Annotated in this window: 21 protein-coding genes; 5 read left to right on the top strand and 16 right to left on the bottom strand. The window is 60.6% G+C overall.

Features of this window, described 5'->3' with window-relative positions:
* Positions 1-413 precede the first annotated feature (413 nt).
* A complete protein-coding gene (locus tag ACX3YF_RS06325; RefSeq protein ID WP_458973552.1) occupies positions 414-1,433 on the top strand; it encodes an RHS repeat-associated core domain-containing protein in 1,020 nt (339 codons plus the stop codon).
* A gap of 88 nt (positions 1,434-1,521) precedes the next feature.
* Here the strand turns inward: ACX3YF_RS06325 and ACX3YF_RS06320 are convergent, their stop codons facing one another.
* The 13 genes from ACX3YF_RS06320 to ACX3YF_RS06260 all read right to left on the bottom strand — a co-directional run bounded on the left by ACX3YF_RS06320 (position 1,522) and on the right by ACX3YF_RS06260 (position 14,742).
* A complete protein-coding gene (locus ACX3YF_RS06320) occupies positions 1,522-2,151 on the bottom strand; it encodes a class I SAM-dependent methyltransferase (RefSeq protein ID WP_130208387.1) in 630 nt (209 codons plus the stop codon).
* 144 nt (positions 2,152-2,295) lie between these two features.
* Positions 2,296-2,652, bottom strand: coding sequence for a DUF6124 family protein (locus ACX3YF_RS06315; RefSeq protein WP_130208389.1), 357 nt, complete (start codon positions 2,650-2,652; stop codon positions 2,296-2,298).
* A gap of 464 nt (positions 2,653-3,116) precedes the next feature.
* The gene (locus tag ACX3YF_RS06310; RefSeq protein WP_090465887.1) at positions 3,117-3,761 is read right to left on the bottom strand and encodes a methionine ABC transporter permease; all 645 of its coding nucleotides are present in this window, start codon (positions 3,759-3,761) and stop codon (positions 3,117-3,119) included.
* A complete protein-coding gene (locus tag ACX3YF_RS06305; RefSeq protein WP_458973551.1) occupies positions 3,751-4,884 on the bottom strand; it encodes a methionine ABC transporter ATP-binding protein in 1,134 nt (377 codons plus the stop codon). The genes ACX3YF_RS06310 and ACX3YF_RS06305 overlap by 11 nt, the downstream gene beginning before the upstream one ends.
* 2 nt (positions 4,885-4,886) lie before the next feature.
* Positions 4,887-5,696, bottom strand: coding sequence for a MetQ/NlpA family ABC transporter substrate-binding protein (locus tag ACX3YF_RS06300; RefSeq protein ID WP_458973550.1), 810 nt, complete (start codon positions 5,694-5,696; stop codon positions 4,887-4,889).
* A gap of 118 nt (positions 5,697-5,814) precedes the next feature.
* Positions 5,815-7,167, bottom strand: coding sequence for an LLM class flavin-dependent oxidoreductase (locus tag ACX3YF_RS06295; protein WP_130208395.1), 1,353 nt, complete (start codon positions 7,165-7,167; stop codon positions 5,815-5,817).
* Positions 7,167-8,372, bottom strand: coding sequence for an SfnB family sulfur acquisition oxidoreductase (locus ACX3YF_RS06290; RefSeq protein WP_458973549.1), 1,206 nt, complete (start codon positions 8,370-8,372; stop codon positions 7,167-7,169). Before ACX3YF_RS06290 ends, ACX3YF_RS06295 begins: the two co-directional genes overlap by 1 nt.
* Before the next feature lie 23 nt (positions 8,373-8,395).
* On the bottom strand, positions 8,396-9,637 hold the full coding sequence (locus ACX3YF_RS06285; protein ID WP_458973548.1) for an SfnB family sulfur acquisition oxidoreductase: 1,242 nt from the start codon (positions 9,635-9,637) through the stop codon (positions 8,396-8,398).
* Between the two features lie 368 nt (positions 9,638-10,005).
* Positions 10,006-10,770 carry a hypothetical protein gene (locus ACX3YF_RS06280; RefSeq protein ID WP_130208401.1) on the bottom strand — a complete coding sequence of 255 codons (765 nt, stop codon included), beginning with the start codon at positions 10,768-10,770 and terminating at the stop codon, positions 10,006-10,008.
* Between the two features lie 482 nt (positions 10,771-11,252).
* On the bottom strand, positions 11,253-12,008 hold the full coding sequence (gene tcyN, locus ACX3YF_RS06275) for an L-cystine ABC transporter ATP-binding protein TcyN (protein ID WP_288101475.1): 756 nt from the start codon (positions 12,006-12,008) through the stop codon (positions 11,253-11,255).
* A gap of 4 nt (positions 12,009-12,012) precedes the next feature.
* Positions 12,013-12,678, bottom strand: a complete 666-nt coding sequence (gene tcyL / locus ACX3YF_RS06270) for a cystine ABC transporter permease (RefSeq protein WP_130208403.1) — start codon at positions 12,676-12,678, stop codon at positions 12,013-12,015.
* Complete coding sequence (gene tcyJ, locus ACX3YF_RS06265; protein ID WP_047536184.1) at positions 12,678-13,472, bottom strand: cystine ABC transporter substrate-binding protein; 795 nt, start codon at positions 13,470-13,472, stop codon at positions 12,678-12,680. The genes tcyL and tcyJ overlap by 1 nt, the downstream gene beginning before the upstream one ends.
* A 247-nt stretch (positions 13,473-13,719) precedes the next feature.
* Positions 13,720-14,742, bottom strand: a complete 1,023-nt coding sequence (locus ACX3YF_RS06260) for a D-cysteine desulfhydrase (RefSeq protein WP_458973547.1) — start codon at positions 14,740-14,742, stop codon at positions 13,720-13,722.
* 197 nt (positions 14,743-14,939) lie between these two features.
* On the opposite strand from ACX3YF_RS06260, the gene epsC reads away from it, so the two are divergent.
* Together epsC and betT are read left to right on the top strand one after the other, a co-directional pair.
* Positions 14,940-15,866 (top strand): serine O-acetyltransferase EpsC, encoded by a 927-nt coding sequence (epsC, locus tag ACX3YF_RS06255; RefSeq protein WP_047536188.1) that lies wholly within the window; start codon positions 14,940-14,942, stop codon positions 15,864-15,866.
* Positions 15,867-16,269: 403 nt separating this feature from the next.
* Positions 16,270-18,225, top strand: coding sequence for a choline transporter BetT (betT, locus tag ACX3YF_RS06250; RefSeq protein ID WP_458974832.1), 1,956 nt, complete (start codon positions 16,270-16,272; stop codon positions 18,223-18,225).
* Between the two features lie 8 nt (positions 18,226-18,233).
* Here the strand turns inward: betT and ACX3YF_RS06245 are convergent, their stop codons facing one another.
* On the bottom strand, positions 18,234-18,494 hold the full coding sequence (locus ACX3YF_RS06245; protein WP_458973546.1) for a hypothetical protein: 261 nt from the start codon (positions 18,492-18,494) through the stop codon (positions 18,234-18,236).
* Positions 18,495-18,678: 184 nt separating this feature from the next.
* Entirely contained in the window at positions 18,679-19,419 is a 741-nt protein-coding gene (locus ACX3YF_RS06240) for an SDR family oxidoreductase (RefSeq protein WP_196585037.1), read from the bottom strand.
* 122 nt (positions 19,420-19,541) lie between these two features.
* On the opposite strand from ACX3YF_RS06240, the gene ACX3YF_RS06235 reads away from it, so the two are divergent.
* On the top strand, positions 19,542-20,432 hold the full coding sequence (locus ACX3YF_RS06235) for a LysR family transcriptional regulator (protein WP_130208411.1): 891 nt from the start codon (positions 19,542-19,544) through the stop codon (positions 20,430-20,432).
* 168 nt (positions 20,433-20,600) lie between these two features.
* On the top strand, positions 20,601-21,638 hold the full coding sequence (gene mgrA, locus ACX3YF_RS06230) for an L-glyceraldehyde 3-phosphate reductase (protein WP_047536211.1): 1,038 nt from the start codon (positions 20,601-20,603) through the stop codon (positions 21,636-21,638).
* A 159-nt stretch (positions 21,639-21,797) separates the two neighbouring features.
* On the opposite strand, the gene tauD is transcribed toward mgrA, so the two are convergent.
* A complete protein-coding gene (tauD, locus tag ACX3YF_RS06225; RefSeq protein WP_448645562.1) occupies positions 21,798-22,640 on the bottom strand; it encodes a taurine dioxygenase in 843 nt (280 codons plus the stop codon).
* Positions 22,641-22,706: the final 66 nt, after the last annotated feature.

Genomic DNA, 22,706 nt, shown 5'->3' with positions numbered 1-22,706 from the left:
ACGCCACCAATAATTTCACGATGTCCTGTGGATTCATCGGCTTGCGCACTTTTGCGTCTGCCATTTTCTCTTCCTTGTGAGTAGCTGGCCGGGGAGTCTGGCCAAAAGTGGTCCGTCCTTGGAGGGGCAATTTGAAAAAAAGATCCTTCCTACGGTGCAAGGGAAAATAGACGTCTTCCGTTGCCTCGGCAAATGCGGGAGCGAGCCTGCTCGCGATTCGATGTTTCGGGCGCTGCCCAATCCGGCCAATACCACGTCGGTTCATCCAGCGTCCGTTGCCGATAGCCGTCGCAGCACACCCATTGAAAAAACTGCGTGGATATCACCCAGCCTGCCACGGCCGACCTGACAGTTCTGATAGGTACGTTGAGTGGCCTGATTAGGGCAAGCTGATGTTTTGCGAGGTTCGAATGATGAACACGTTAAAAAAATGTCGGTATCGGTATGACGCGCTGGATCTGCTGGTCGGGATCGAACCTGCCGAGGCCCAGGCGCTGCAACGGTTTTACTGCCGTGAACATCTGGTTACCGAACTTCAGGGGACGTCCAGTCAGCGTGTGTTTCAGCACGACAAGCAACTGCTGGCGCTGCAATTGCGCCGAGGTGATGTCTTCAACAGCGGTTTGCTGGCCACTGATCGACAGCGCTCTGTCTTGCGGGTGACCGAGCCCGGCGGACTTGTGCGCCAGACTTATGCCCCCTACGGACATCGTCGGGTGGAGCATGGTCCAGGCAGCCTCCTGGGGTTTGCCGGTGAAGCGCTCGATCCGGTCACCGGGCATTATTTGCTGGGTAATGGACACCGTCTGTTCAACACGCTGCTGATGCGCTTCAACGGCCCGGACAGCTTGAGTCCGTTTGGGCGGGGTGGGTTGAATTCGTATGCGTATTGTCTGGGGGATCCGGTGAACTTCAGTGATCCGACGGGCAACGTCTCCGAGGCCAATTTGATCGGAATGATTTTTAGCGGTGTTGTCCTGCTCACGACGGTGATAACACTCTTTCCCGCGGTGCCTTTTCTGGTCGGGAAAAATGCATTGGGGGCAGGCATTTTGAGGTCAGGTCAATCCGCCAAACTTAAAGTTGGGGCGCTTTCCAGTGGGCTGGCAGGACCATTGGCCGTGGTCGGTGCGGGCGCCGGGCTGACTCGAGCGGTTATTCAAGAAGTCGACCCTGATTCTTCAGCGCAGAGTTTCCTTTCGTGGGTGTCGTTAATGGCAGGATCCACCGCACTGCTTGCGCGAGGGGGCTCATATTGGGCTGCCCGTGATCCCAAAACATTGCCGGCCTTGAAGCGTTTTACCGAGAACAAACACGCCGCATCGATTGCCCGTTCGACATCGCCATCCTCGTCAGCACCTGAAAATTCGCAAGAGTTCATGCTCTCTGCTTTACAACAAGCGGCGACGGGTATTCGCCGACATTCTGTCTGACACCGGAGCCCGGCCATGCATACCGGATGGTTGCTCCCGGACTCAAATTTCCGGGGGCCGAAGGCCTGCGCGATGGCGTCAACGTGGATTACGCCGGCTTACGCCAGACACTCGCCAACCATGGCTGTTGCTCCCGTGGCAGCCCCGCAGGCCGGTAGTAATGCTCCAGCTCGACAAAGCCTGCTTCGGTCAGCAATTGCTGCCACGCCTGAAGGTCGTGATAGGCGCCATAGCGAGGGCCGTTCCAGCCTTCCTGGTTCTCGCCACGGGGGTTGGAGCTGAACAGCACGCCGCCGGGTTTCAGCGTTTCGCGCAATTGCTTCAACACCCGGGGTAATTCCTGGCGCGGGATGTGAAACAGCACGGCGTTGGCGAAGATCCCGTCGAAGCGCTCGGCCGGCAGATCGAGTTTTAAAAAGTCCTGCTGCCAGACCTCGCAACCGCTGTCCTCGCGCGCCATCTGCGCAAACTTTTCTGAACCGTCGAGGCCGACCGCCTTGTGCCCCATGCGGGTGAACGTCTGCAAATCACGGCCCGGCCCACAGCCAAAGTCCAGAATGTCGAACGGCGCCTCACCCTGGATATGCCGCATCAACGCGTCGATGTTCTGGCTGACATCGTGATCGCGGGTGCCTTCACGAAAACCTTCGGCCACCGAGTTGTAATGGCCCAGGGTGGTGGCGGTGATTTGCTGGAGGTCGTCGGGGGTCTGTTTCATGGTGGGCTGCGCAGGTAATTGGAATGGGTCGAATATACGCCATCAGGTAGTGGGCTGCTGCGCAGCCCATCGCGAGCAGGCTCGCTCCCACATTTGGATTGCGTTTCCCTGTGGGAGCCTGCTCGCGATGGCGGTTTTAATGGCTCAACCGTGTTTCATCCCCAAACACTCAATCGATCGATCAATCATTGCCTTGGCGATCTCCAGCAAATGCCAGACCGAGAACACCATGGCCCGGTCGGCGCCCTTGAGGTGGTCGCCGCACTGATAGGCAGTGACCGAAGCGCAGCGCAGCAGATCGGCGACGTAGAGCTGGGTGTCTTCGAAGCTCACGTCTTTGCTGACGTTGTAGAAACGCAGTTCGTCGGGCGGTGAGGGTTGATCGCCGGTGAGGTAGAAATCGATGGCGCGGTAGAGTGCCGAGCGGTCTCTGAGCAGGTCGTCGGTGATGGCTTCGTTGGAGGGTGTTTCGGGGGGTGGATCGGGAACGGATCTGTCCATGAGTGTTGCTCCTATTGCTTCATGGGAGCCGTCACTTCTCGCCTACTAAACGATTGGGTGGCGGCTGTACGCAGGTTAGTAGGCCGGTCAATAGGAAAACCGTGCATCCGAAGATGCCCCGCGCACAGCCACCATATTCTGCATGCGGCAATAAGTGCCGAACATGAGCATGGAATCGCTATGCGCCTATTGTTCCGGGCTACTAAACCCGATCACTGATGAGCAGTGACGGGCCGAGACTAGCCACCGGATCTGGCAGGCGCAAGCGAGCGGAATAATCTAGGAAATGTCCTGCAAAGGAAAGGGAGCAGGGCTGTAGGAGGCCTGTTATTCCTGTAGGAAAAATCGCATTTTTGTAGGAGCGAGCCTGCTCGCGATGGACGTAAACGATAACGAGGGCTGCCTGGATGAACGCGGCGCTCTTGCGCTCATCACGAGCAGGCTCGCTCCTACAAAAGGCCCCTTCAGCGTTTGTTGAGCCCTCGCGCCAACCGATCCCCGCCCAACTGAATCACCGCCACCAACGCCACCAGCAACACGATCACTGTCAGCATGATCTGGCTGTCAAAGCGCTGATACCCGTATCGATAGGCAATGTCCCCCAAGCCACCCGCGCCAATCGCCCCGGCCATGGCCGAGGAGTTGATCATGGTCACCAACGTAATGGTGAAGCCCCCGACGATGCCCGGCAGCGCCTCGGGCAACAGCACGTGCCAAACGATGTGCCCGCGCCGGCAGCCCATGGCTTGCGCCGCTTCGATCAAGCCGTGATCGACCTCGCGCAGGCTGACTTCGGCGATGCGCGCGAAGAACGGCGTAGCGGCAATGGTCAACGGCACCACGGCCGCCCACACGCCGTAGGTGGTGCCGACGATCAAGCGGGTGAACGGGATCAGCGCGACCATCAAAATCAGGAACGGAATCGAGCGGAACAGGTTCACGAACGCACCCAACGCGCGGTTGATGGCCGGTGCCTCGTAGATGCCGCCCTTGGAACTGGTGACCAGGATCACCGCCAGCGGAATGCCCGCCAGCAGCGCGATCAAGGACGACACGCCGACCATCAGGAACGTGTCGATGAAGCCTTGCAGCAATCGATCAAACCACATAGCCCAATACCTCAACCTGTTGCGCCCATTGGCTCGCGCGCTGGCGCAGTGCTTCGGCGTCGAGGGACGAGCCGGTCACGGCCAGCAGCAGTTGCCCGAGGGCGTGGCCCTGAATCCGTTCCACGCCACCTTGCAGCAAGCGCACGCGGCCGCCGAGGGCCGCGAACAGGGCGGCGATGTCCGGTTCGTCCTGGGCCGTGCCGGTGAATTGCAGACGCAGAACGACCGCGTCATCCGAGGTCTGCTGCTGCGCCTGCAAACGGCTTTGCAGTTCTGCCGGCAGCGCATGTTGCAACGGCGCGAGCAAGGTCTTGCTGACCTCGTGCTGCGGGTTACCGAACACTTCCCACACCGGCCCCTGCTCAACGATGCGCCCGTGTTCGAGCACGACCACGCGATCACAGATCTCGCGGATCACCGCCATTTCGTGGGTGATCAAAATGATGGTCAGGCCCAGGCGCTGATTGATCTCGCGCAGCAGGCCGAGGATCGATTGGGTGGTCTCCGGGTCGAGCGCCGAGGTGGCTTCGTCGCAGAGCAGAATGGCCGGGTCGTGCACCAGCGCGCGGGCAATGCCGACGCGCTGTTTCTGGCCGCCGGACAGCTGCGCCGGGTAGGCCTTGTGTTTGGCTTGCAGGCCCACCAGTTCCAGCAGTTCACGCACCTTTTGATCGCGTTTTTCCTTGGGCACGCCGGCGACTTTCAGCGGTAGTTCGACGTTCTGCCAAACGGTCTTGGCCGACATCAGGTTGAAGTGCTGGAAGATCATGCCGATGCGCCGACGCAGGGCCACCAGGCGGTCTTCATCGAACTCTCCGATGTCCACTTGATCGATCAGCACACGCCCCGACGTCGGTTGTTCGAGGCGGTTGATGGTGCGGATCAGCGACGACTTGCCGGCGCCGCTGCGGCCGATGATGCCGAACACTTCACCGCGCTGGATCGCCAGGTCGATGCCTTGCAGGGCGGCCACCGGGCCTTGCTTGCCTTCATAGGTTTTGCCCAGGCCGACAAAGCGCACGTGGGCACGATTGAGCTCCGGGTGCAGCTCGGTGTGTTGTGCCTGTTCTTGTAGAGGGCGGGGCTCTGGAATCTCCAGTCGCCGTTGGGTCGCAGCCGTCATGCTCAGCTCTCCCAACCGGCTTGGTAGAGCTTGCCGTGGGCTTTATCCAGGGCGGCGCGCACGGCTGGCGAGTGCTGGTAAATGTCGACGAACTTGATCAGGCGCGGGTCGGTTTTACTCTTGGGCTGGATCACGAACTGGATCACGTATTCCTTGTGATCGAGGCCGTCGAACAGCAGCGCGGAACCGGCATCGAAGGTCTTTGACAGGCGAATGTAGGCCGGGTAGCCCTGGACCAGATCGGCGTCGTCATAGGCGCGCACCAACTGCACGGCTTCGACTTGAAGAATCTTGATTTTCTTCGGGTTGGCGATGATGTCTTCTTCGGTGGCCTTGTAGCCGACGCCCGGCTTGAGGGTGATCAAACCGGCCTTGGCCAGCAGCTGCAAGCCACGACCGCTGTTGATCGGGTCGTTGGCGATGGCCACGCTGGCGCCTTCGGGCAGCTCATCGAAGCTTTTGTATTTTTTCGAGTAGAGGCCGACGTTGTTGATGATTCCCGGCGCGAAAGGGACCAGGTCAAAACCGGAGGCGGCCTTGGCGTTTTCCAGGAACGGGATGTGCTGGAAGTAGTTCACGTCGATGTCGCCGGCGGCGAGGCTGACGTTGGGGGCGATCCAGTCGGTGAACTCCACCAGCTCGACTTTCAGGCCTTGTTTGCCGGCTTCTTCGACCGCCGCTTCCAGGGGAATGGCGAAGGCGGCGGTGGTGCCGATTTTCAGCGGTGCGTCGGCGGCGAACACCGCAGAGCTGAACAGGCCGAGGGTCAGGGCCAGTGCTTTGACTGGGTTAGAGAGGTGGTTCTTTTTCATGATGGTTTTTCCAGTCAGTGCATGAATTTTGGGTGTTTGGTCGGGCCTCATCGCGAGCAGGCTCGCTCCCACAGGGGAATGCATTCCAAATGTGGGAGCGAGCCTGCTCGCGATGCTTTTAGCGTCTGAACGTCGATCCGGTATGTTGCTCAGGCAAATGCGCCTCTGCGTGAAACAGCTTTTCGCGCAGGCTGCCATTGTCGTAGGCGGTCTTGTACGAGCCTCGGCGTTGCAGCTCGGGGATCACCAGATCGATGAAGTCCACGTAGCTTTCCGGCGTGACGATCCGCGTCAGGTTGAAGCCGTCCAGCCCGGTTTCGGCGATCCACGATTCCAGCTCATCCGCCACTTGCTGCGGTGAGCCGACCACGGTGATGTAGCGGCCGCCGAGGGCGTGTTGCTCGAGCAATTTGCGTCGGGTCCAGTCGTTGTTTTGCAGGTTTTTAGTGGCCGACTGGATCGCGTTGCTTTTCACGTACTGGATCGGTTCGTCGATGGCGTACTCGGAAAAATCGATGCCGGTGGACGCGGAAAAATGCGCCACGCCGGCTTCGGCGCTGGCGTAGCTCAGGTACTCGGCGTGCTTCTTCCAGGCCAGTTCTTCGGTTTCGCCGACGATCACGTTCAACCCCATGAACACCTTGATGTCCTCGGGGTTGCGCCCGGCTTCGACGGCGCTGGCGCGGACTTTGTCCACCTGCACTTTGGTCGACGGCTTGTTCTGGCCGCTGATGAACACGCACTCGGCGTGGCGCCCGGCGAACAGCAAACCGCGATCGGAACTGCCGGCCTGGAACAGCACCGGTGTGCGTTGCGGCGACGGCTCGCAGAGGTGATACCCCTCGACCTGGTAGAACTCGCCCTTGTGCTCGACCTTGTGCACTTTCTCGGGCTGCGCGTAGATCCGTTGTCGGGGATCGTTGAGTACGGCGTCCTTTTCCCAACTGCCCTCCCAGAGCTTGTAGAGCACCTCCAGGTATTCGTCGGCCTGGTCGTAGCGGCGGTCATGTTCGACCTGTTCGCTCAGGCCCATGGCCTTGGCGGCGCTGTCGAGGTAGCCGGTGACGATGTTCCAGCCCACCCGGCCACGGCTCAGGTGATCCAGGGTCGACATGCGTCGGGCGAACAGGTACGGCGGTTCGTAGGTGAGGTTGGCGGTGAGGCCGAAGCCGAGGTTTCTGGTCACGGCGGCCATGGCCGAGACGAGCAGCAACGGGTCGTTGACCGGCAACTGGATCGACTCTTTCAGCGTGACGTCCACTGACTGCTGGTAGACGTCGTAGACGCCGACGATGTCGGCGATGAACAAGCCGTCGAACAGCCCGCGTTCCAGCAACTGCGCCAGTTCGGTCCAGTATTCGATGGTTTTGTATTGGGTCGAGGTGTCCCGGGGGTGGGTCCACAAACCGTGGTTGATGTGCCCGATGCAATTCATGTTGAACGCGTTGAGCAGGATCTTTTTCCTGGCCATCAGATGGTCCCCCGCAGTGGCGGGTTTTCATCGTTGAGGTAGTAGTTGCCCACCGCGTGGTACTTCCAGCGCACCGGGTCGTGCAGGGTGTGCACGCGCGCGTTGCGCCAGTGGCGATCCAGACCGTGTTCGGCCAGGGTTGCCTGGCTGCCGGCCAGTTCGAACAGGGTGCTGCCGGCGCCCAGGGAAATTTCGGTGCTGAGGGCGCGGGCTTCGGCGACGGCAATCGACGCGGCGGCCACGGTCTCGGCGTGGGTGTCGGCCTGGGCCTGGTCGAGAAACTCACCGGCACGTTCCAGCAGCGCTTCGGCGGCGTGCAGGCGAATGCTCAAGTGGCCGAAGCTCTTGATCGTCAGCGGGTCATCGGTGGCTTTTTCGTGGGTGGCGTCGATCCACGGCCGGGTTTTGGTGCGCACGAAGTGCAGCGCATCTTCATAGGCCGCGCGGGCGATGCCGGTGTCGATGGCGGCGTGGAGAATCTGCGCCAGCGGGCCGACTGGCGTCGGGCGCTCGAAAGCGCTCTGGAACGGGATCACGTCTTCGGCGGCGACGAAGACATCTTCGAATACCACCGAGCCGCTGCCGGTGGTGCGCTGGCCGAAGCCGCTCCAGTCGTCGATCACGGTCAGGCCCTTGCTGTTGCGCGGGACGAACGCCAATTGTTGCACGCCGTTTTCATCCACGACGGACGTCGGAATGCGCTGAGCGTAAATGGCCCCGGTGGCGTAGAACTTGCGGCCGTTGATGCGATAGCCGTCGCGCTCTCCCTGTAAATCAGGGGTCAGGCGGGTGACGCGATCGTGGGCGGTTTTGGTGCCCAGTTCGGCGAGGGCATTGCCGAAGCGCTGACCGGCCAGCACTTCGGCGTACAGGCGTTTTTTCTGCTCGGGGCTGCCGTTCACGCGCAGCACTTCGAGGGCGTAGAAATGGTTCTGCGGGATCTGCCCCAGCGAGCTGTCCGCTTGGGCGATCAGGGCGATGACTTTGGCCAGGGTGACGTTGGAAACCCCGGCGCCGCCGTACTCTTTCGGCACGCTGATGCCCCACAGGCCCGAGCGGGAAAACACTTCCAGTTCCGGGTGTGGCAAACGGCGTTCACGGTCACGCAGGGCGCTGTCGCGTTTGAAGTCTTCGGCCAGGTCGCTGGCGACAATCAGGGCTTGCTCATCGCTGGTGATGACCGCGACGTGTTGAGAAAGGGTCATGTGTTTCTCCAGATGTCTGGTCGTTAAATCCAGGAATGGCGAGCCGGCAAGGTGCCGTTCAGGTGGTAGCTGCCAACGGCGTGGTATTTCCAGCGCACCGGGTCGTGCAGGGTGTGCACCCGGGCGTTGCGCCAGTGGCGGTCGAGGTTGAATTCGGCGAGGGTGGCGCGGCTGCCGGCCAGCTCGAACAGCTTTTCGCTGGCTTGCAGCGAAATTTCGGTGGTCAGCACTTTGGCTTCGGCCACGGCAATCGAGGCGCGGGCGGCGGACTCGGCGGTGAGCGGCGCGGCGCTGACCTGATCGAGCACCTGCCCGGCCTTGCGCAGCAGGGCTTCGGCGGCGTGCAGTTCGATTTTCAGTTTGCCGATGTCGGCGATCACGTACAGGTCATCGCTGGCCCGGTCGACCTGGGCGTCGATCCATGGCCGGGCACGGGTTTTCACGAATTCGATGGCGTCGTCGATGGCGCCACGGGCGATACCGGCGTCGATGGCGGCTTGAATCAGCTGCGAGACGGCGCCCTGGGTATTGGGCTTTTCATTGATCTTCCAGTTGTCCACCACCCGCTCGGCATCGACCCGCACGTTGTTGAGCAAAATGGTGCCGCTGGCGGTGGTGCGCTGGCCGAAACCGGACCAGTCGTCGACGATACGCAAGCCCGGTGTGCCGCGAGGCACGAAGGTCAGTACTTGCTTGCCGTCGTCATTGAGCGCCTTGACCGCGACCCAATGCGCGAACAGCGCGCCCGTGGAGTAAAACTTTTGCCCGTTGAGGACATAACCATCGCCGTCGGCGGTGATGCGCGCCTTGAGTTCAAGGGTGTTTTTGCTGCCGCGTTCAGGGCCGGCATTGCCGATGCGCGAGCCGTCGAGCACGCTTTTGAAGATCTGTTTTTTCTGCGCTTCGGTGGCGCTGCCCAACACCAGGTTGAGGATGCCGAACTGGTTCTGCGGGATCTGTCCGAGGGCGGGGTCTGCCGCGGAAATGATCGCGAACACCTCGGCTAATGTGACGAACGAAACCTGCGGGCCACCGTACTCGCGCGGGATGGCAATGCTGCCCAGGCCGCTGCGGGTGAACTGTTCGATTTCCGACCATGGCAGCTTGCGCTGCTGGTCGCGTTTGGCGGCCTGCAGGCGGGCGACTTGCGCCAACTCATGGGCGGCCTCGATGGCTTGTGCGTCGTTGTGCAACACCTGCGCGGGCAACAAGCGTGGGGCGACGTCCAGATCACTCTGGACAATTGCATCTGCCAGACTGGACATCAGCGCCACTCCTTGGCTGCACGCAATGCCCTGGCGATCTGCACTGGGGTGATTGTGTTCCGGACCATACCTACCTCGCATCTCATGGAAACGCCGCGGTGTGCGGCGAACGAAAACAAGAATGTCCGGTGGTCCGGTGTATATACCCTAAGTCTTTATAAATATGTTTTGAACTAACTTTTAGGAATATGGATAGAAGTGTGTCATCACCCACTGTTCGTGGGGCAACAGTTGTTTGCGGGGCAACAGTTCAAGGCTGGATTTGGCTTTTTCCAGGCGCAAGGCTTGCCCGCGATAGGGCCCGCCAGATCGCCATCGCGGGCAAGCCTTGCTCCTGCAGAAAAAGCTCCGCGCAAGGCGCCAGTTTCTCATCGCCTGCGGGGTTCGGCTGCTTTGAGGGGTTCTTTCTTCGGGACTTTGAGGTAAGGGTTGGCGCAACCAATCTTCAGCGTTCGCGCCGGCGCCCAGCGCGAGTTGTTGCCCACGCGGTCGAGGATGCAGTACGTCACTTCCAGGCGCAGGTCTTCGCCGGCTTCGAGGATGATCGCCGGCGGCACCCAGACCTGGATCGGTTGACCCACGTCGCTGGCTTTCAGCCGGGGCAGGTCCATGCGCACATCACCCCAGCGCAGGGTGATTTCGTCGTCGACCGCCATGTTCATGTACGGCTCGATGGTGAGCGGCACACCCCGTTTGACCTGGCTCGGATTGACCCCCTGGCGGCGAATCGTCTCGGGAATGCTCACCGGTGCCAGGCTCTGTATTTCGTCGCCATACAAGGCACAGGGCTGGCCACCGGGGCAGTCGAGTTTGATCTGCACGTGGCGGACGGCCGACATGACCGGACCTCGGCCCACCTGCATGACCCGGTAGTGGATGTGCGAACTGCCATTGGCGATGAAGCTCTCGGGCACGCGCAACTGAACGGGGTGGCCGATATCGGCGGTTGTCAGCACCCGGGAAGTGACGTAGCAGTGATTCCAGAAGAGTTCGATCAGGTCGCCTTCGTCCATTGCGGTGTAGGACGGCACCTGGATCAGCAGATGCGCGGCTGAGGTGATGTTGATGCCGGTCTTGTGAGATTGCGCCAGGGTCGGTGCCGCCAGCTCGGTTTTGTTCGAGGTAGTTGCCATTTAAGTCTCCTTGAAGTCTTGCAGCGAAGTCCGTTTCTTAAACATCGGGAAAGTGAATTTCGAACAGCAAAATCGTTCATTACTTTTGAGTTGAAATAATGAGTGAGCGTGATGAGTGACGCCGGTGGGAGACTAGATACGAGTTCGCTTGAATAAGTGTCAATAGAGTTAGTTGGTTAAATACAAAATCATCTGTTATTCAGAAAGTTCCTACGCAGTGCAGTTAATAAACGCTATGGGTGCGTCGAAATTGACTATGAAGCCCTGAGTTCAGGCCGCTTAAGACCAAAGGGATGAGGTGGTTGGTGACCTGGTCGTTCCTGGGCAGCAGACGTATTGAGTCTGTTTCGGGATATATATATGTACCCCGCGCGCTGACAAAAAGCGGTCTATTGTTTGTGCGGTTTATTTATGTGTGAATAGGGTGCTGATAGAGGGGTGCAACTTCCTTCCTTTGAAGTTGGCGATTGTTGCGAAGGTTTTTAGTTGTGTGAGTTATTCAGGAACTTGCTGAGGAACTGTTTCGTGCGCTCTTCCTTCGGATTGGCAAACAGCGCCTTCGCTTCGCCTTGTTCGACGATCACGCCCTTGTCGAAAAACACCACACGATTGGCCACGTCGCGGGCAAAGCCCATTTCGTGGGTGACGATGACCATGGTGCGTTTTTCCTCGGCCAGGCTGCGAATGGTCGAGAGCACTTCGCCTACCAGCTCGGGGTCCAGCGCCGAGGTCGGTTCGTCGAACAGGATCACTTCAGGTTCCATCGCCAGCGCACGGGCAATGGCCACGCGCTGTTGCTGACCGCCCGAGAGGCGGCGCGGGTAGGCGTCTTCCTTGCCCGCCAGGCCGACCCTGGCCAACAGCTTTTTACCCAGGGCAACGGCGTCGGCGTGCGGGACCTTCTTGACGATGATCGGGCCTTCGATGACGTTTTCCAGGGCGGTGCGATGGGGGAACAGGTTGAAGTTCTGGAACACGAAGCCCACGTGCTGGCGCAAGCGGCGCACCAGGCTCTGCTGCTGGTTCAACGGGCGGCTGGTATCGATCTCGATGTCGCCAACCTTGATCCGGCCGCTGGTGGGTTCTTCCAGGAAGTTCAGGCAACGCAGGAACGTGGTCTTGCCCGAGCCGCTCGGCCCGATGATCGCCACGACCTCACCTTCCTTCACTTGCAGATCGATGCCGTTGAGCACGACTTGACCCTTGAACTGCTTTGTCAGTTTTTCCACGACAATCATGGGGTCAGGACTCCTGGTCGTGCCGATTGACCCGGGCTTCCAGCTGGTTCTGCAGGTGCGACAGCACCGTGGCCAGAATCCAGTAGATCAGCGCGGCGGCCAGATACATGGTGAACACTTCGAAGGTGCGGGCGGTGATCAGTTGCGCCTGACGGAACAGTTCCGGCACCTGAATGGTGGCGGCCAAAGCCGTGTCCTTGACCAGCGAAATGAAGCTGTTGCCCAGCGGCGGCAATGCGGTGCGCATCGCCTGCGGCAGGATGGCCCGGCGCAGGGTCTGCGCCCGGGTCATGCCGATACTGGCAGCCGCTTCCCACTGACCGCGCTCGATGGAGCTGATCGCGGCACGCAGGATTTCACAGGCATAGGCGGCCATGTTCAGCGAGAAGCCGATCAGGGCCGCCGGCAGCGGATCGAGTTCCATGCCCATTTGCGGCAAGCCGTAATAGATCACGAACAGTTGGACCAGCAACGGCGTGCCGCGAAAGAACGACACGTAGATGCGGGCGATCCAGCTCACCAGTTTGAAGCGCGACAGGCGCATCAGTGCCAGGCCGAAGCCCATCACCAGGCCGAAGAACATTCCGCCCAGGCTCAAGATGACCGTGTAGTAGGCCCCCTTGAGCAGGAAGGGCAGGGAGTCCAGTGCGAGTTGAAAAGCTTCTTCCATTATTGAGTGACGTCAGCGCTGAAGTATTTTTCCGAAAGCTTTTTCAGCGTGCCGTCTGCGCGCAGCTTGTCGATGGCTTTGTTCACAGCGGCCAACAGTTCAGGCTCGCCTTTGCGCAGGGCAATGCCGGCTTCCTGACGGGAGAACGCTTCGCCGGCGGCAGAAGTGTCCTTGGCTTTCTTGGCGTATTCCAGCGCGGCGAGGCGGTCGATCAGGATGGCGTCAATGCGGCCGACGCGCAGGTCCTGGAACTTGGTTGGGTCATCTTCGTAGGTACGGACGTCAGCCTTGGGCACATTCTCTTTCACCCACGCTTCGTAGTTGGTGCCCAGGCCTACGCCGACCTTCTTGCCGGCCAGGTCGGCGGCCGTTTTGATGGTGTCCTTGTTCTTGGTCAGGGTCAGCGCCTGAATCCCGGAAACGGTGTAAGGCTCGGAGAAGTCATACTTCTTCTTGCGCTCTTCGGAGATGGTCACCTGGTTGATCACGGCGTCCAGACGCTTGGATTCCAGCGCCGCGAGGATGCCGTCCCATTTGGTCGGTTGCAGTTTGACCTTCACGCCCAGTTCTTTGGCCAGGGCTTCGGAGAACTCGACTTCGAAGCCGGTCAATTTGCCGTCGGCGTCGACGAAACTGAACGGCGGGTAGGTGCCTTCCAGACCGACGTTGATCACGCCAGCGTCCTTGATTTTTTGCAGTTGCTCACCGGCAACTGCTTGTCCCAGCAGACCGACGCCCAGCGCCAGGCCCAGCGAACCCACCAGCAGATTTCGACGTAGTACGGAAAAATTCATGACAAGCCCCTATGGTTTCTTATGGAAGACGCTTCAGGAAAGTTGGCGAATTCGGGATTTGAACGACTGCGATATCCTGCCCTAAAGCAGCGTATGCGTCTTGCTGCAAATTCGCCTGGGGTATGACTATATGATGGCGTTATTAGATTAGAAAATAATCAATAATATTTTTGTTATTCCCTAAAGGAATATTTGCGCGTCGTGAAAAAGATCACAGCCTGCGGCTGCAATCTTTTGCTCTTCACGGTTACAGAAAGTCCTTATAGGCAAACAACGCCGGCGCCCCACCGGTGTGCAGGAAGATGATCGGGCCTTCGTCGAAGCGTTGACGACCGATGCCATCAAGCAACCCGGCCATGGCCTTGCCGGTGTAGACCGGGTCGAGCAGCAGGCCTTCCTGACTCGCCACCAGCTTCACTGCCGCCAGTGTCCCGGCATTCGGTTCGCCGTAGCGCGGCGCGAAATACTCGTCCCACAACTCGACCTTGAAGCTCTTCGGCAGGTTCACACCCAGCAGCTCGGCGGTCCGCTCAGCCAGGCCCTGTACCTTCGGCCGCTGGTCCTCATCGCTACGGGACACCGTGACGCCAATGACTGGCAAATCCGGCAGTGCTTCACTCAGGGCCAATGCCAGGCCGCTGTGGGTCCCGGCGCTGCCGGAGGCCAGGACGACGGCGGCGAACTTCAGGCCGGTGTCCTTGATCTGTTCCGCCAGTTCCAACCCGGCACGCACATAACCCAGGGCGCCCAGCGCATTGGAGCCGCCAATCGGCACCAGATACGGTTTTTTGCCATTGCTGCGCAAGCGAGCGGCCAGGGCGTGCAATTGCTCGTCGGCATTGTCGAGGTTTTCCACCAGCTCGACCTTGGCATCGAACAGGTCCAGCAACAGCCGATTGCCATTGCCGAGGTAGTTGGCGTCGTCGGTGCCGAGGGAATTTTCCAACAGCGCTACACAGCCCAGGCCCAGTTTGGCGGCAATGGCGGCGGTCTGGCGCACATGGTTGGACTGAATCGCGCCTGCGGTGATCAAGGTGTCGGCACCTTGCGCCAGGGCATCGGCGGCCAGGTACTCGAGTTTGCGCAGTTTGTTGCCGCCCATGGCCAGTGGGGTCAGGTCATCGCGTTTGACATAGACGTCGCGGCCCAGCCAGGTCGACAGGCGTTCGAGTTTTTCCAGGGCGGTGGGCTGACCGAGCAGGTCGAGACGGTTAAAGCGGGCAAGCTGTTGTTTGATCGGCGCTTGATTGAACGGCTCTTGATTGAACATGGTTCCGTACTGGCGGTGGGAGATGTGTGGACTATAGGCACGCCTATTTGAAGGGGCAACCGCGAGCCTCCAATCGCTTATAGCCAACAGTGCTTAACACAGCACAATTGGTTCTTAATTTGGCTCGCAGACCTTGCCGTACAGTAATTGCCGGTGACGCGGCCAGACTGTCCGGCCGCCCGAGAGGAGTTTTTACCGTGAGTGAGCGTTCCAGCCATTGGCAATTGCAGAGCATCGTCAGCCAGCTGCGCACGGCCCGTGACCAGTGGCGCGCGCAAAACGGCCGTGCCAGCACCGAGCAGGGAGGGCGCGAGTTACCGTCCCGCGCCGCCATGGCGGAGATTCTCGAAGCTCTGTGCGGCGCGCTGTTTCCGATGCGCCTGGGGCCGGTGGATCTGCGCGAGGAAAGTGAAGACTTCTACGTCGGCCATACCCTCGACGTCGCCTTGAACGCCTTGCTGGCTCAGGCACGGCTCGAATTGCGCTATGCCGCGCGCCACAGTGCCCAGGTCGACACCGAGGTCGAGGCCAGGACCCTCCAGATCATCCAGGACTTCGCCCTCGCGTTGCCGGGGTTGCGCAGCCTGCTGGACACCGACGTTCTGGCCGCCTATCACGGTGACCCGGCGGCGCGCAGCGTCGATGAAGTATTGCTGTGCTATCCGGGGATTCTGGCGGTGATTCACCATCGCCTGGCCCACCATTTGTATCGCGCCGGGTTGCCGTTGCTGGCGCGGATCAGCGCGGAAATCGCCCACTCGGCCACCGGCATCGACATTCACCCCGGCGCGCAAATCGGTCGCAGTTTCTTCATCGACCACGGGACCGGCGTAGTGATCGGCGAGACCGCCATCATTGGCGAGCGCGTGCGGATTTATCAGGCCGTGACCCTGGGCGCCAAGCGCTTCCCGGCGGACGAAGACGGTCAGCTGCAGAAGGGCCAGCCGCGTCACCCGATTGTCGAGGATGACGTGGTGATCTATGCCGGCGCGACGATTCTGGGGCGGATCACCATCGGCAAGGGGTCGACCATTGGCGGCAACGTCTGGCTGACCCGCAGCGTGCCGGCGGGCAGCAACGTGACTCAGGCGAATCTGCAGCATGACGATGGGGCGCAGAAGTAATTCCAGAAAGTCTGGCTGACTGACAGGCCCTCATCGCGAGCAAGCTCGCTCCCACAGGATTCTCGGGTGTTCACCGTCATGGTGTTCACTGAAGAACCACGGTGGGAGAGAGCTGGCTCGCGATTGGATTTCATGCCGAATCGAGCTGACGGCTTTGATTTAATCCTGCCTCATACCCTCCCTTGAACGGGCACAGGAAAACGACCGCCGAGCCCTGCGATTAGTCCTTAGCACCCTATCCATGTTTAAATTGAACGTTCATTCAAGTTAAACCGGTGGTTCGCCGCCCGCTCACAACAGGAGGCTTGCCTTTGCTGAGTCCGATTTCTACAGCCACGTTTTACCCCTTCGAGGTGCACCGTTCATGAGTGCATCGTCCCTCCCTCCAAGCGGCCTGGTCCGCATGAATCCGCCGGTGTTCTACTTCGCGGCGAGTTTCATTCTGCTGTTCGGCGTCGTGGTGATCGCCTTGCCTGAACAGGCCGGTGCCTGGTTGCTGGCGGCGCAAAACTGGGCGGCCAATACGGTCGGCTGGTACTACATGCTGGCGATGACGCTGTATCTGGTCTTCGTGGTGGTCACCGCCTTGTCCGGCTACGGCAAGATCAAGCTCGGTGCCGACCACGACGAGCCCGAGTTCAGCTACCTGTCCTGGGCCGGCATGTTGTTCGCCGCCGGCATCAGCATCACCCTGTTTTTCTTTTGTGTGTCTGAACCGCTGACCCACATGCTGCAACCGCCCCAAGGCGAGGCCCGCACGGCCGATGCGGCGCGTCAGGCGATGCAGATTCTGTTCCTGCACTGGGGCCTGCACGGCTGGGGTGTGTTCGCTTTCGTCGGCATGGCGCTGGCCTATTTCGCCTACCGCCATAACCTGCCGCTGGCCCTGCGTTCGGCGCTGTATCCGCTGATTGGCAAGCGCATCAACGGGCCGATCGGCTACGCGGTGGATGGCTTCGGCATCATCGCCACGGTGTTCGGTCTCGGTGCGGACATGGGCTTTGGCGTGCTGCACCTCAACTCGGGTCTGGACTACCTGTTCGGCATCGCCCACACCCAGTGGATTCAGGTCGGCCTGATCACCCTGATGATGGGGGCGGCGATCATCGTTGCCGTATCCGGCGTCGACAAGGGTGTGCGGGTCATGTCCGACATCAACATGCTGCTGGCCTGCGCGTTGCTGCTGTTCGTGTTGTTCGCCGGCCCGACGCAGCATCTGCTCAACACCTTGATCCAGAACATCGGCGACTACCTCGGCGCCTTGCCGATGAAAAGTTTCGACCTGTATGCCTACGACAAACCCAGCGACTGGCTCGGCGGCTGGACGGTGTTCTACTGGGCCTGGTGGATTGCCTGGTCGCCGTTCGTGGGGCTGTTCATCGCGCGGATTTCCCGCGGCCGCACCATCCGCGAATTCGTCTTCGGCGTGCTGCTGATCCCCCTCGGTTTCACCCTGGCGTGGATGTCGATCTTCGGCAACAGCGCCATCGACCAAGTGCTCAACCACGGCATGAGTGCGCTGGGCATGTCGGCCATCGATAACCCGTCGATGACCCTCTACCTGCTGCTGGAAACCTACCCGTGGAGCAAGACCGTGATTGCGGTCACGGTGTTCATCAGCTTCGTGTTCTTCGTGACGTCCGCCGACTCCGGCACGGTGGTGTTGTCGACGCTGTCCGCCAAGGGTGGCAACCCGGACGAAGACGGGCCGAAATGGCTGCGGGTGTTCTGGGGCGCGATGACCGCGCTGGTGACCAGTGCGCTGCTGTTCTCCGGCAGCATCGATGCACTGAAATCGGCGGTGGTGCTGACCTCGCTGCCGTTCTCGCTGATTCTGCTGTTGATGATGTGGGGGCTGCACAAAGCGTTTTATCTCGAATCGCAAAAGCAGATCGCGCAGCTGCATTCCCTGGCGCCGGTGTCCGGCTCGCGGCGTGGCGGCTGGCGTCAGCGCTTGAGTCAGGCGGTGCATTTCCCGTCGCGGGACGAGGTCTATCGCTTCCTCGATTCGACGGTGCGCCCGGCCATTGAAGAAGTCTCGGCGGTGTTCGTCGAAAAGGGCCTGAAGGTCATCACGCAGCCGGACCCGGCCAATGACAACGTCAGCCTGGAAATCGGTCACGGTGACGAGCATCCGTTTATCTATCAGGTGCAGATGCGTGGCTACTTCACGCCGTCATTTGCCCGTGGCGGCATGGGCTCCAAGGAGCTCAACAACCGTCGTTATTACCGGGCCGAAGTGCATTTGAGCGAGGGCAGTCAGAACTACGATCTGGTGGGCTACACCAAGGAGCAGATCATCAACGACATCCTTGATCAGTACGAGCGGCACATGCAGTTCCTGCATCTGGTGCGCTGATCGGGGGCTCAGGTTTCGCTGGTCAGCACCATGAACAACACCAGCGCCGCCACCGGGACGCTGAACACCACGGTGCCGACCACCACTTCGGTGCTCAATGGCTGGCCGGCGTGAACCATGCCGACCGCGGAGTTGATCAATGTGAGCGTCAGCCACAGCGCGACAAAACCGTAGGCCAGGGTCTGGCGAGTGAAGCCGATTTTCTCGCCGATGAACAGCATCAGCGCCAGGAGGATCAGGCCGAAGGTGATGATGATGGTGGTGTGCATGGGCTGTGTTCCGTCCGAAAGATAAGCAATGCCTGACAAACCGCGATCGCGAGCAGGCTCGCTCCCACAAAGATCACCTCGATCCCTGTGGGAGCGAGCTTGCTCGCGATTGGGGTCGCCGCAGTGTCAGCGCAAGCCAAGTCATCAATACCACTACTGAGCATAGGCCAGGCGAACCCGGCCCTTAAACCAACCCACCATTGACCCGCAGTATCTGACCGTTGACCCAGGATGAATCCGGCCCGACCAGAAACGACACCACTCGGGCAATATCTTCCGGCTGACCCAGGCGCTCCAGCGGCGCCATTTTGGCGAAGGCCTGGATCTGTTCTTCGCTCTTGCCGTGCAGGAACAGGTCAGTCGCCACCGGGCCCGGTGCCACCGCATTGACGGTGATGTTGCGACCGCGCATTTCCTTGGCGAACACCTGGGTCAGGGATTCCACCGCCGCTTTGCTGGCGATGTACACGGCGTAACCCGGCAGGTTCAGGCCGACGGTGCTGCTGGAGAAGTTGATGATCCGCCCGCCGTCGTTCAGGCGCGTGGCCGCTTCCCGCAGGGTGTTGAAGGTGCCGCGCGCGTGGATGTTGAAGGTCTGCTCGAACAATTCATCGCTGTGTTGCGCCAGTGGCATGACCTTGAGAATGCCGGCGTTGTTGACCAGTACATCGACCTTGCCCAGCTGTGTTTCGGTCTCGTCGAACATCCGGCGAACGTCCTCGGCGTTGGCCACATCCGCCTTGACCGCGATGGCCTGATGGCCGGCCTGACGCAATTCCACCACCCGTCTGGACGCTTCGGTGGCGCTGTTGGCGTAATTGATGGCGACGGCAAAACCTTCGCCGGCCAGTTGTTTGGCAATGACCGCGCCGATGCCGCGGGAGGCGCCGGTCACGATGGCAACTTTCGAAGTCTGGGTAGTCATGGGGAGGGTTCCTGTTGATGGGGGCGTGGCGCCAATTTCACATGTTTACTCAGGGCGATAAATGCACGAGAGTTGCCTTGACTGTTCAATATTCGCCAACAATCGAGCGTCAGGAGTTCAGCGTGGATCAAGTCAAAGCGATGAAGGTGTTCGTGCGTATTTATGAGCGCAGCAGCTTCACCTTGGCGGCGGATGACCTGAACCTGCCGCGCGCAACCCTGACCCACACGCTGAACCAATTCGAAGCCTGGCTGGGCACGCGTTTGCTGGAGCGCAGCACGCGCAAGGTGCGTCCGACCCTGGATGGCGAGGCGTATTACCCGCGTTGCGTGCAGTTGCTGGCGGAGCTGGAAGAGGCTGAGCTGGCGTTTCGTGGCGTGGCGCCGAAAGGCCGCTTGCGGGTCGACCTGCACGGTACCTTGGCCAAACATTTCGTGATCCCGGCCCTGCCGCCATTCATGGCGCGATACCCGGACATCGAACTGTCGATCAGCGAGGCCGACCGCTTTGTCGACCTGATTGCCGAAGGCGTCGACTGCGTGCTGCGCGCCGGCACCCTGGGCGACTCGACCCTGATCGGCAAACGCGTTGCCAGCCTGCGTCAGATCACCTGCGCCAGCCCCGCCTACCTGCGCCAATACGGCGAACCGCAAAGCCTCGCCGACCTGAAAAACCACCGGGCGGTGAACTACGTTTCCCGCAGCACCGCCAAGTTGTTCCCGTTCGAATTCATGGTCGAGGGCGAGCTCAAGGAAGTGGCCATCGAGGGCGGCATTTCGGTGTTTGGCGCAGAAATCTACGCCGCCTCGGCGATTGCGGGACTGGGGATTATCCAGTGCCCGCATTACCGGATGGAAACCCAAATCGCCCAGGGCCTGGTGAAGGAAGTCCTCACCGATACACCCCCGCCGCCGATGCCGGTATCAGTGCTTTATCCCCACAACCGACACCTGTCGCCACGGGTGCGGGTGTTTGTGGATTGGTTGGGGGAGGTGTTTGCGGGGGCGAGGTAAAGATCAAAAGATCGTCGCCTGCCGCAGTCGTCATCATGCTGAAGATGAAATCTGTGAAACGTTTCAGCCATTAACCGAGTTCGGGGTTTATTGGCGTTTGTCTGGGCGTATGCTGGGCGACTGGCGAAGCAGTCGATACCAGATTCAAGACAGACAAGAGAGGATTCGATGACTTACACCGCTGCCGAAAACCGCTACGACTCCATTCCTTACCGCCGCGTGGGCCGCAGCGGGCTGGTGCTGCCGGCGCTGTCCCTGGGCCTGTGGCACAACTTCGGCGACAGCACGCCGATCGATACCCAGCGTGCGTTGTTGCGCACCGCGTTTGACCTGGGCATCAACCATTTCGACCTGGCCAACAACTACGGCCCGCCCTACGGCAGCGCCGAGATCAACTTCGGGCGTTTGCTGCGCGAAGACTTCAAGCAATACCGCGATGAGCTGATCATCTCCAGCAAGGCCGGTTGGGACATGTGGCCGGGGCCTTACGGCCAGGGCGGCGGTTCGCGCAAGTACGTGCTGGCCAGCCTCGACCAGAGCCTGCAGCGCCTGGGCGTGGACTACGTGGACATTTTCTATTCCCACCGTTTCGACCCGGACACCCCGCTGGAGGAAACCGCCAGTGCGCTCGCCACCGCCGTGCAACAGGGCAAGGCGCTGTACATCGGCATCTCGTCCTATTCCGGGGTGAAAACCCGCGAAATGGCGGCCCTGCTCAAAGAGTGGAAAGTGCCTTTGTTGATTCACCAACCGGCCTACAACCTGCTCAATCGCTGGGTGGAAAAAGACCTGCTCGATACCACCGACGAACTCGGCACGGGTGTGATTGCGTTCACACCTCTGGCCCAGGGTTTGCTGACCGACAAGTACCTCAACGGCGTACCGGCGGATGCGCGGGTCAACCGACCGGGCGGTGGTTCGTTGCAGGCTTCGCACCTGTCCGAGGCCAACATTGCCCACGTGCGTGCGCTTAATGAGATCGCCAAGCGTCGCGGCCAGAGTCTGGCGCAACTGGCCCTGGCCTGGACCCTGCGCGACCCGCGCGTGACCTCGGCGCTGATCGGGGCGAGCCGGCCGGAGCAGATTATCGAGAACGTCGGGGCGTTGAAGAATTTGAGTTTCAGTGAGCAGGAGCTGGCGGAGATCGACCGGTTTGCCCAGGAGGGTGGGATCAATTTGTGGGAGAAGCCTTCGACGGCTGAATAACCGTCAGCCAGGTCTTCTGGCGTCTGCTCCGTCCTTATCGCGAGCAGGCTCGCTCCCACAGGGCTAGCGGTTGACCGCAAAATTTTGGTCAACACAGAGCCAGTGTGGGAGCGAGCCTGCTCGCGATGGGGCCGGGACAATCAACAACGCACTTGGAGTTCAGCGAAAAAACGGCACATCCCCCAACACCGTCGCGCGCTGCATCACCCGCCGCGCCGGCCGGTAATCGTCCACCGCGTAATGTTGTGTCACGCGGTTATCCCAGAACGCGATGTCGTCTTTCTGCCAGCGCCAGCGAATGGTGAATTCCGGCCGGGTGGCGTGGGCGAAGAGGAACTTCAAAATCGCCTCGCTTTCGGTTTCCGACAGTTCGTTGATCTTCGACGTGAAGCCTTCATTGACGAACAACGAACGGCGTCCGCTCACCGGGTGGGTACGGATCACCGGATGCGACAGCGGCGGATTCTTGCGTCGTGCTTCTTCCCACTGCACCAGTGCTTCCGGCGTATTGCCGTAGCGCTCCAGCGGGAAGGAACGGGTGAAGTCGTGAGTGGCGGTCAGCCCTTCGAGCAAGGCTTTCACTGGTGCCGACAAGGCTTCGTACGCTGCGATCCCGCTGGCCCACAGGGTGTCGCCGCCGAACTCCGGCAACAGCTTGGCGCTGAGCACCGCGCCCATCGCCGGGGTGGGCAGGAAGGTCACGTCGGTGTGCCAGATCGCGTTGTCGCGCACGTCGGTGACGGCGGTGTCGAGGATCAGGACTTCCGGTTGTTCCGGTACGTTCGGGTAGATCGGGTGAATGTGCAGGTCACCGAAATTGGCCGCGAAACGCGCTTGCTGCTGTGGCGTGATCGGTTGGTCGCGGAAGAACAGCACCTGATGCTTGAGCAGCGCTTGCTCGATGGCGTCACGCCGTTCCAGGTTCAGCGGCTGGCTGATGTCGACGCCGCTGATCTGCGCACCGAGGGCGGAGCTTAAGGGGACGATGGTCAGGTGGCTCATGAGGGTTCTCTTCAATTCTGAGTGTTGACTCCTGTGGGAGAGCTCGCTCCCACAGGTTTTTCACAG

The sequence above is a fragment of the Pseudomonas fluorescens group sp. PF-69 genome, from assembly GCF_054481235.1.
The sequence above is the reverse complement of the archived record's forward strand: the minus strand, read 5'-3'. Positions and strand labels throughout refer to the sequence as shown.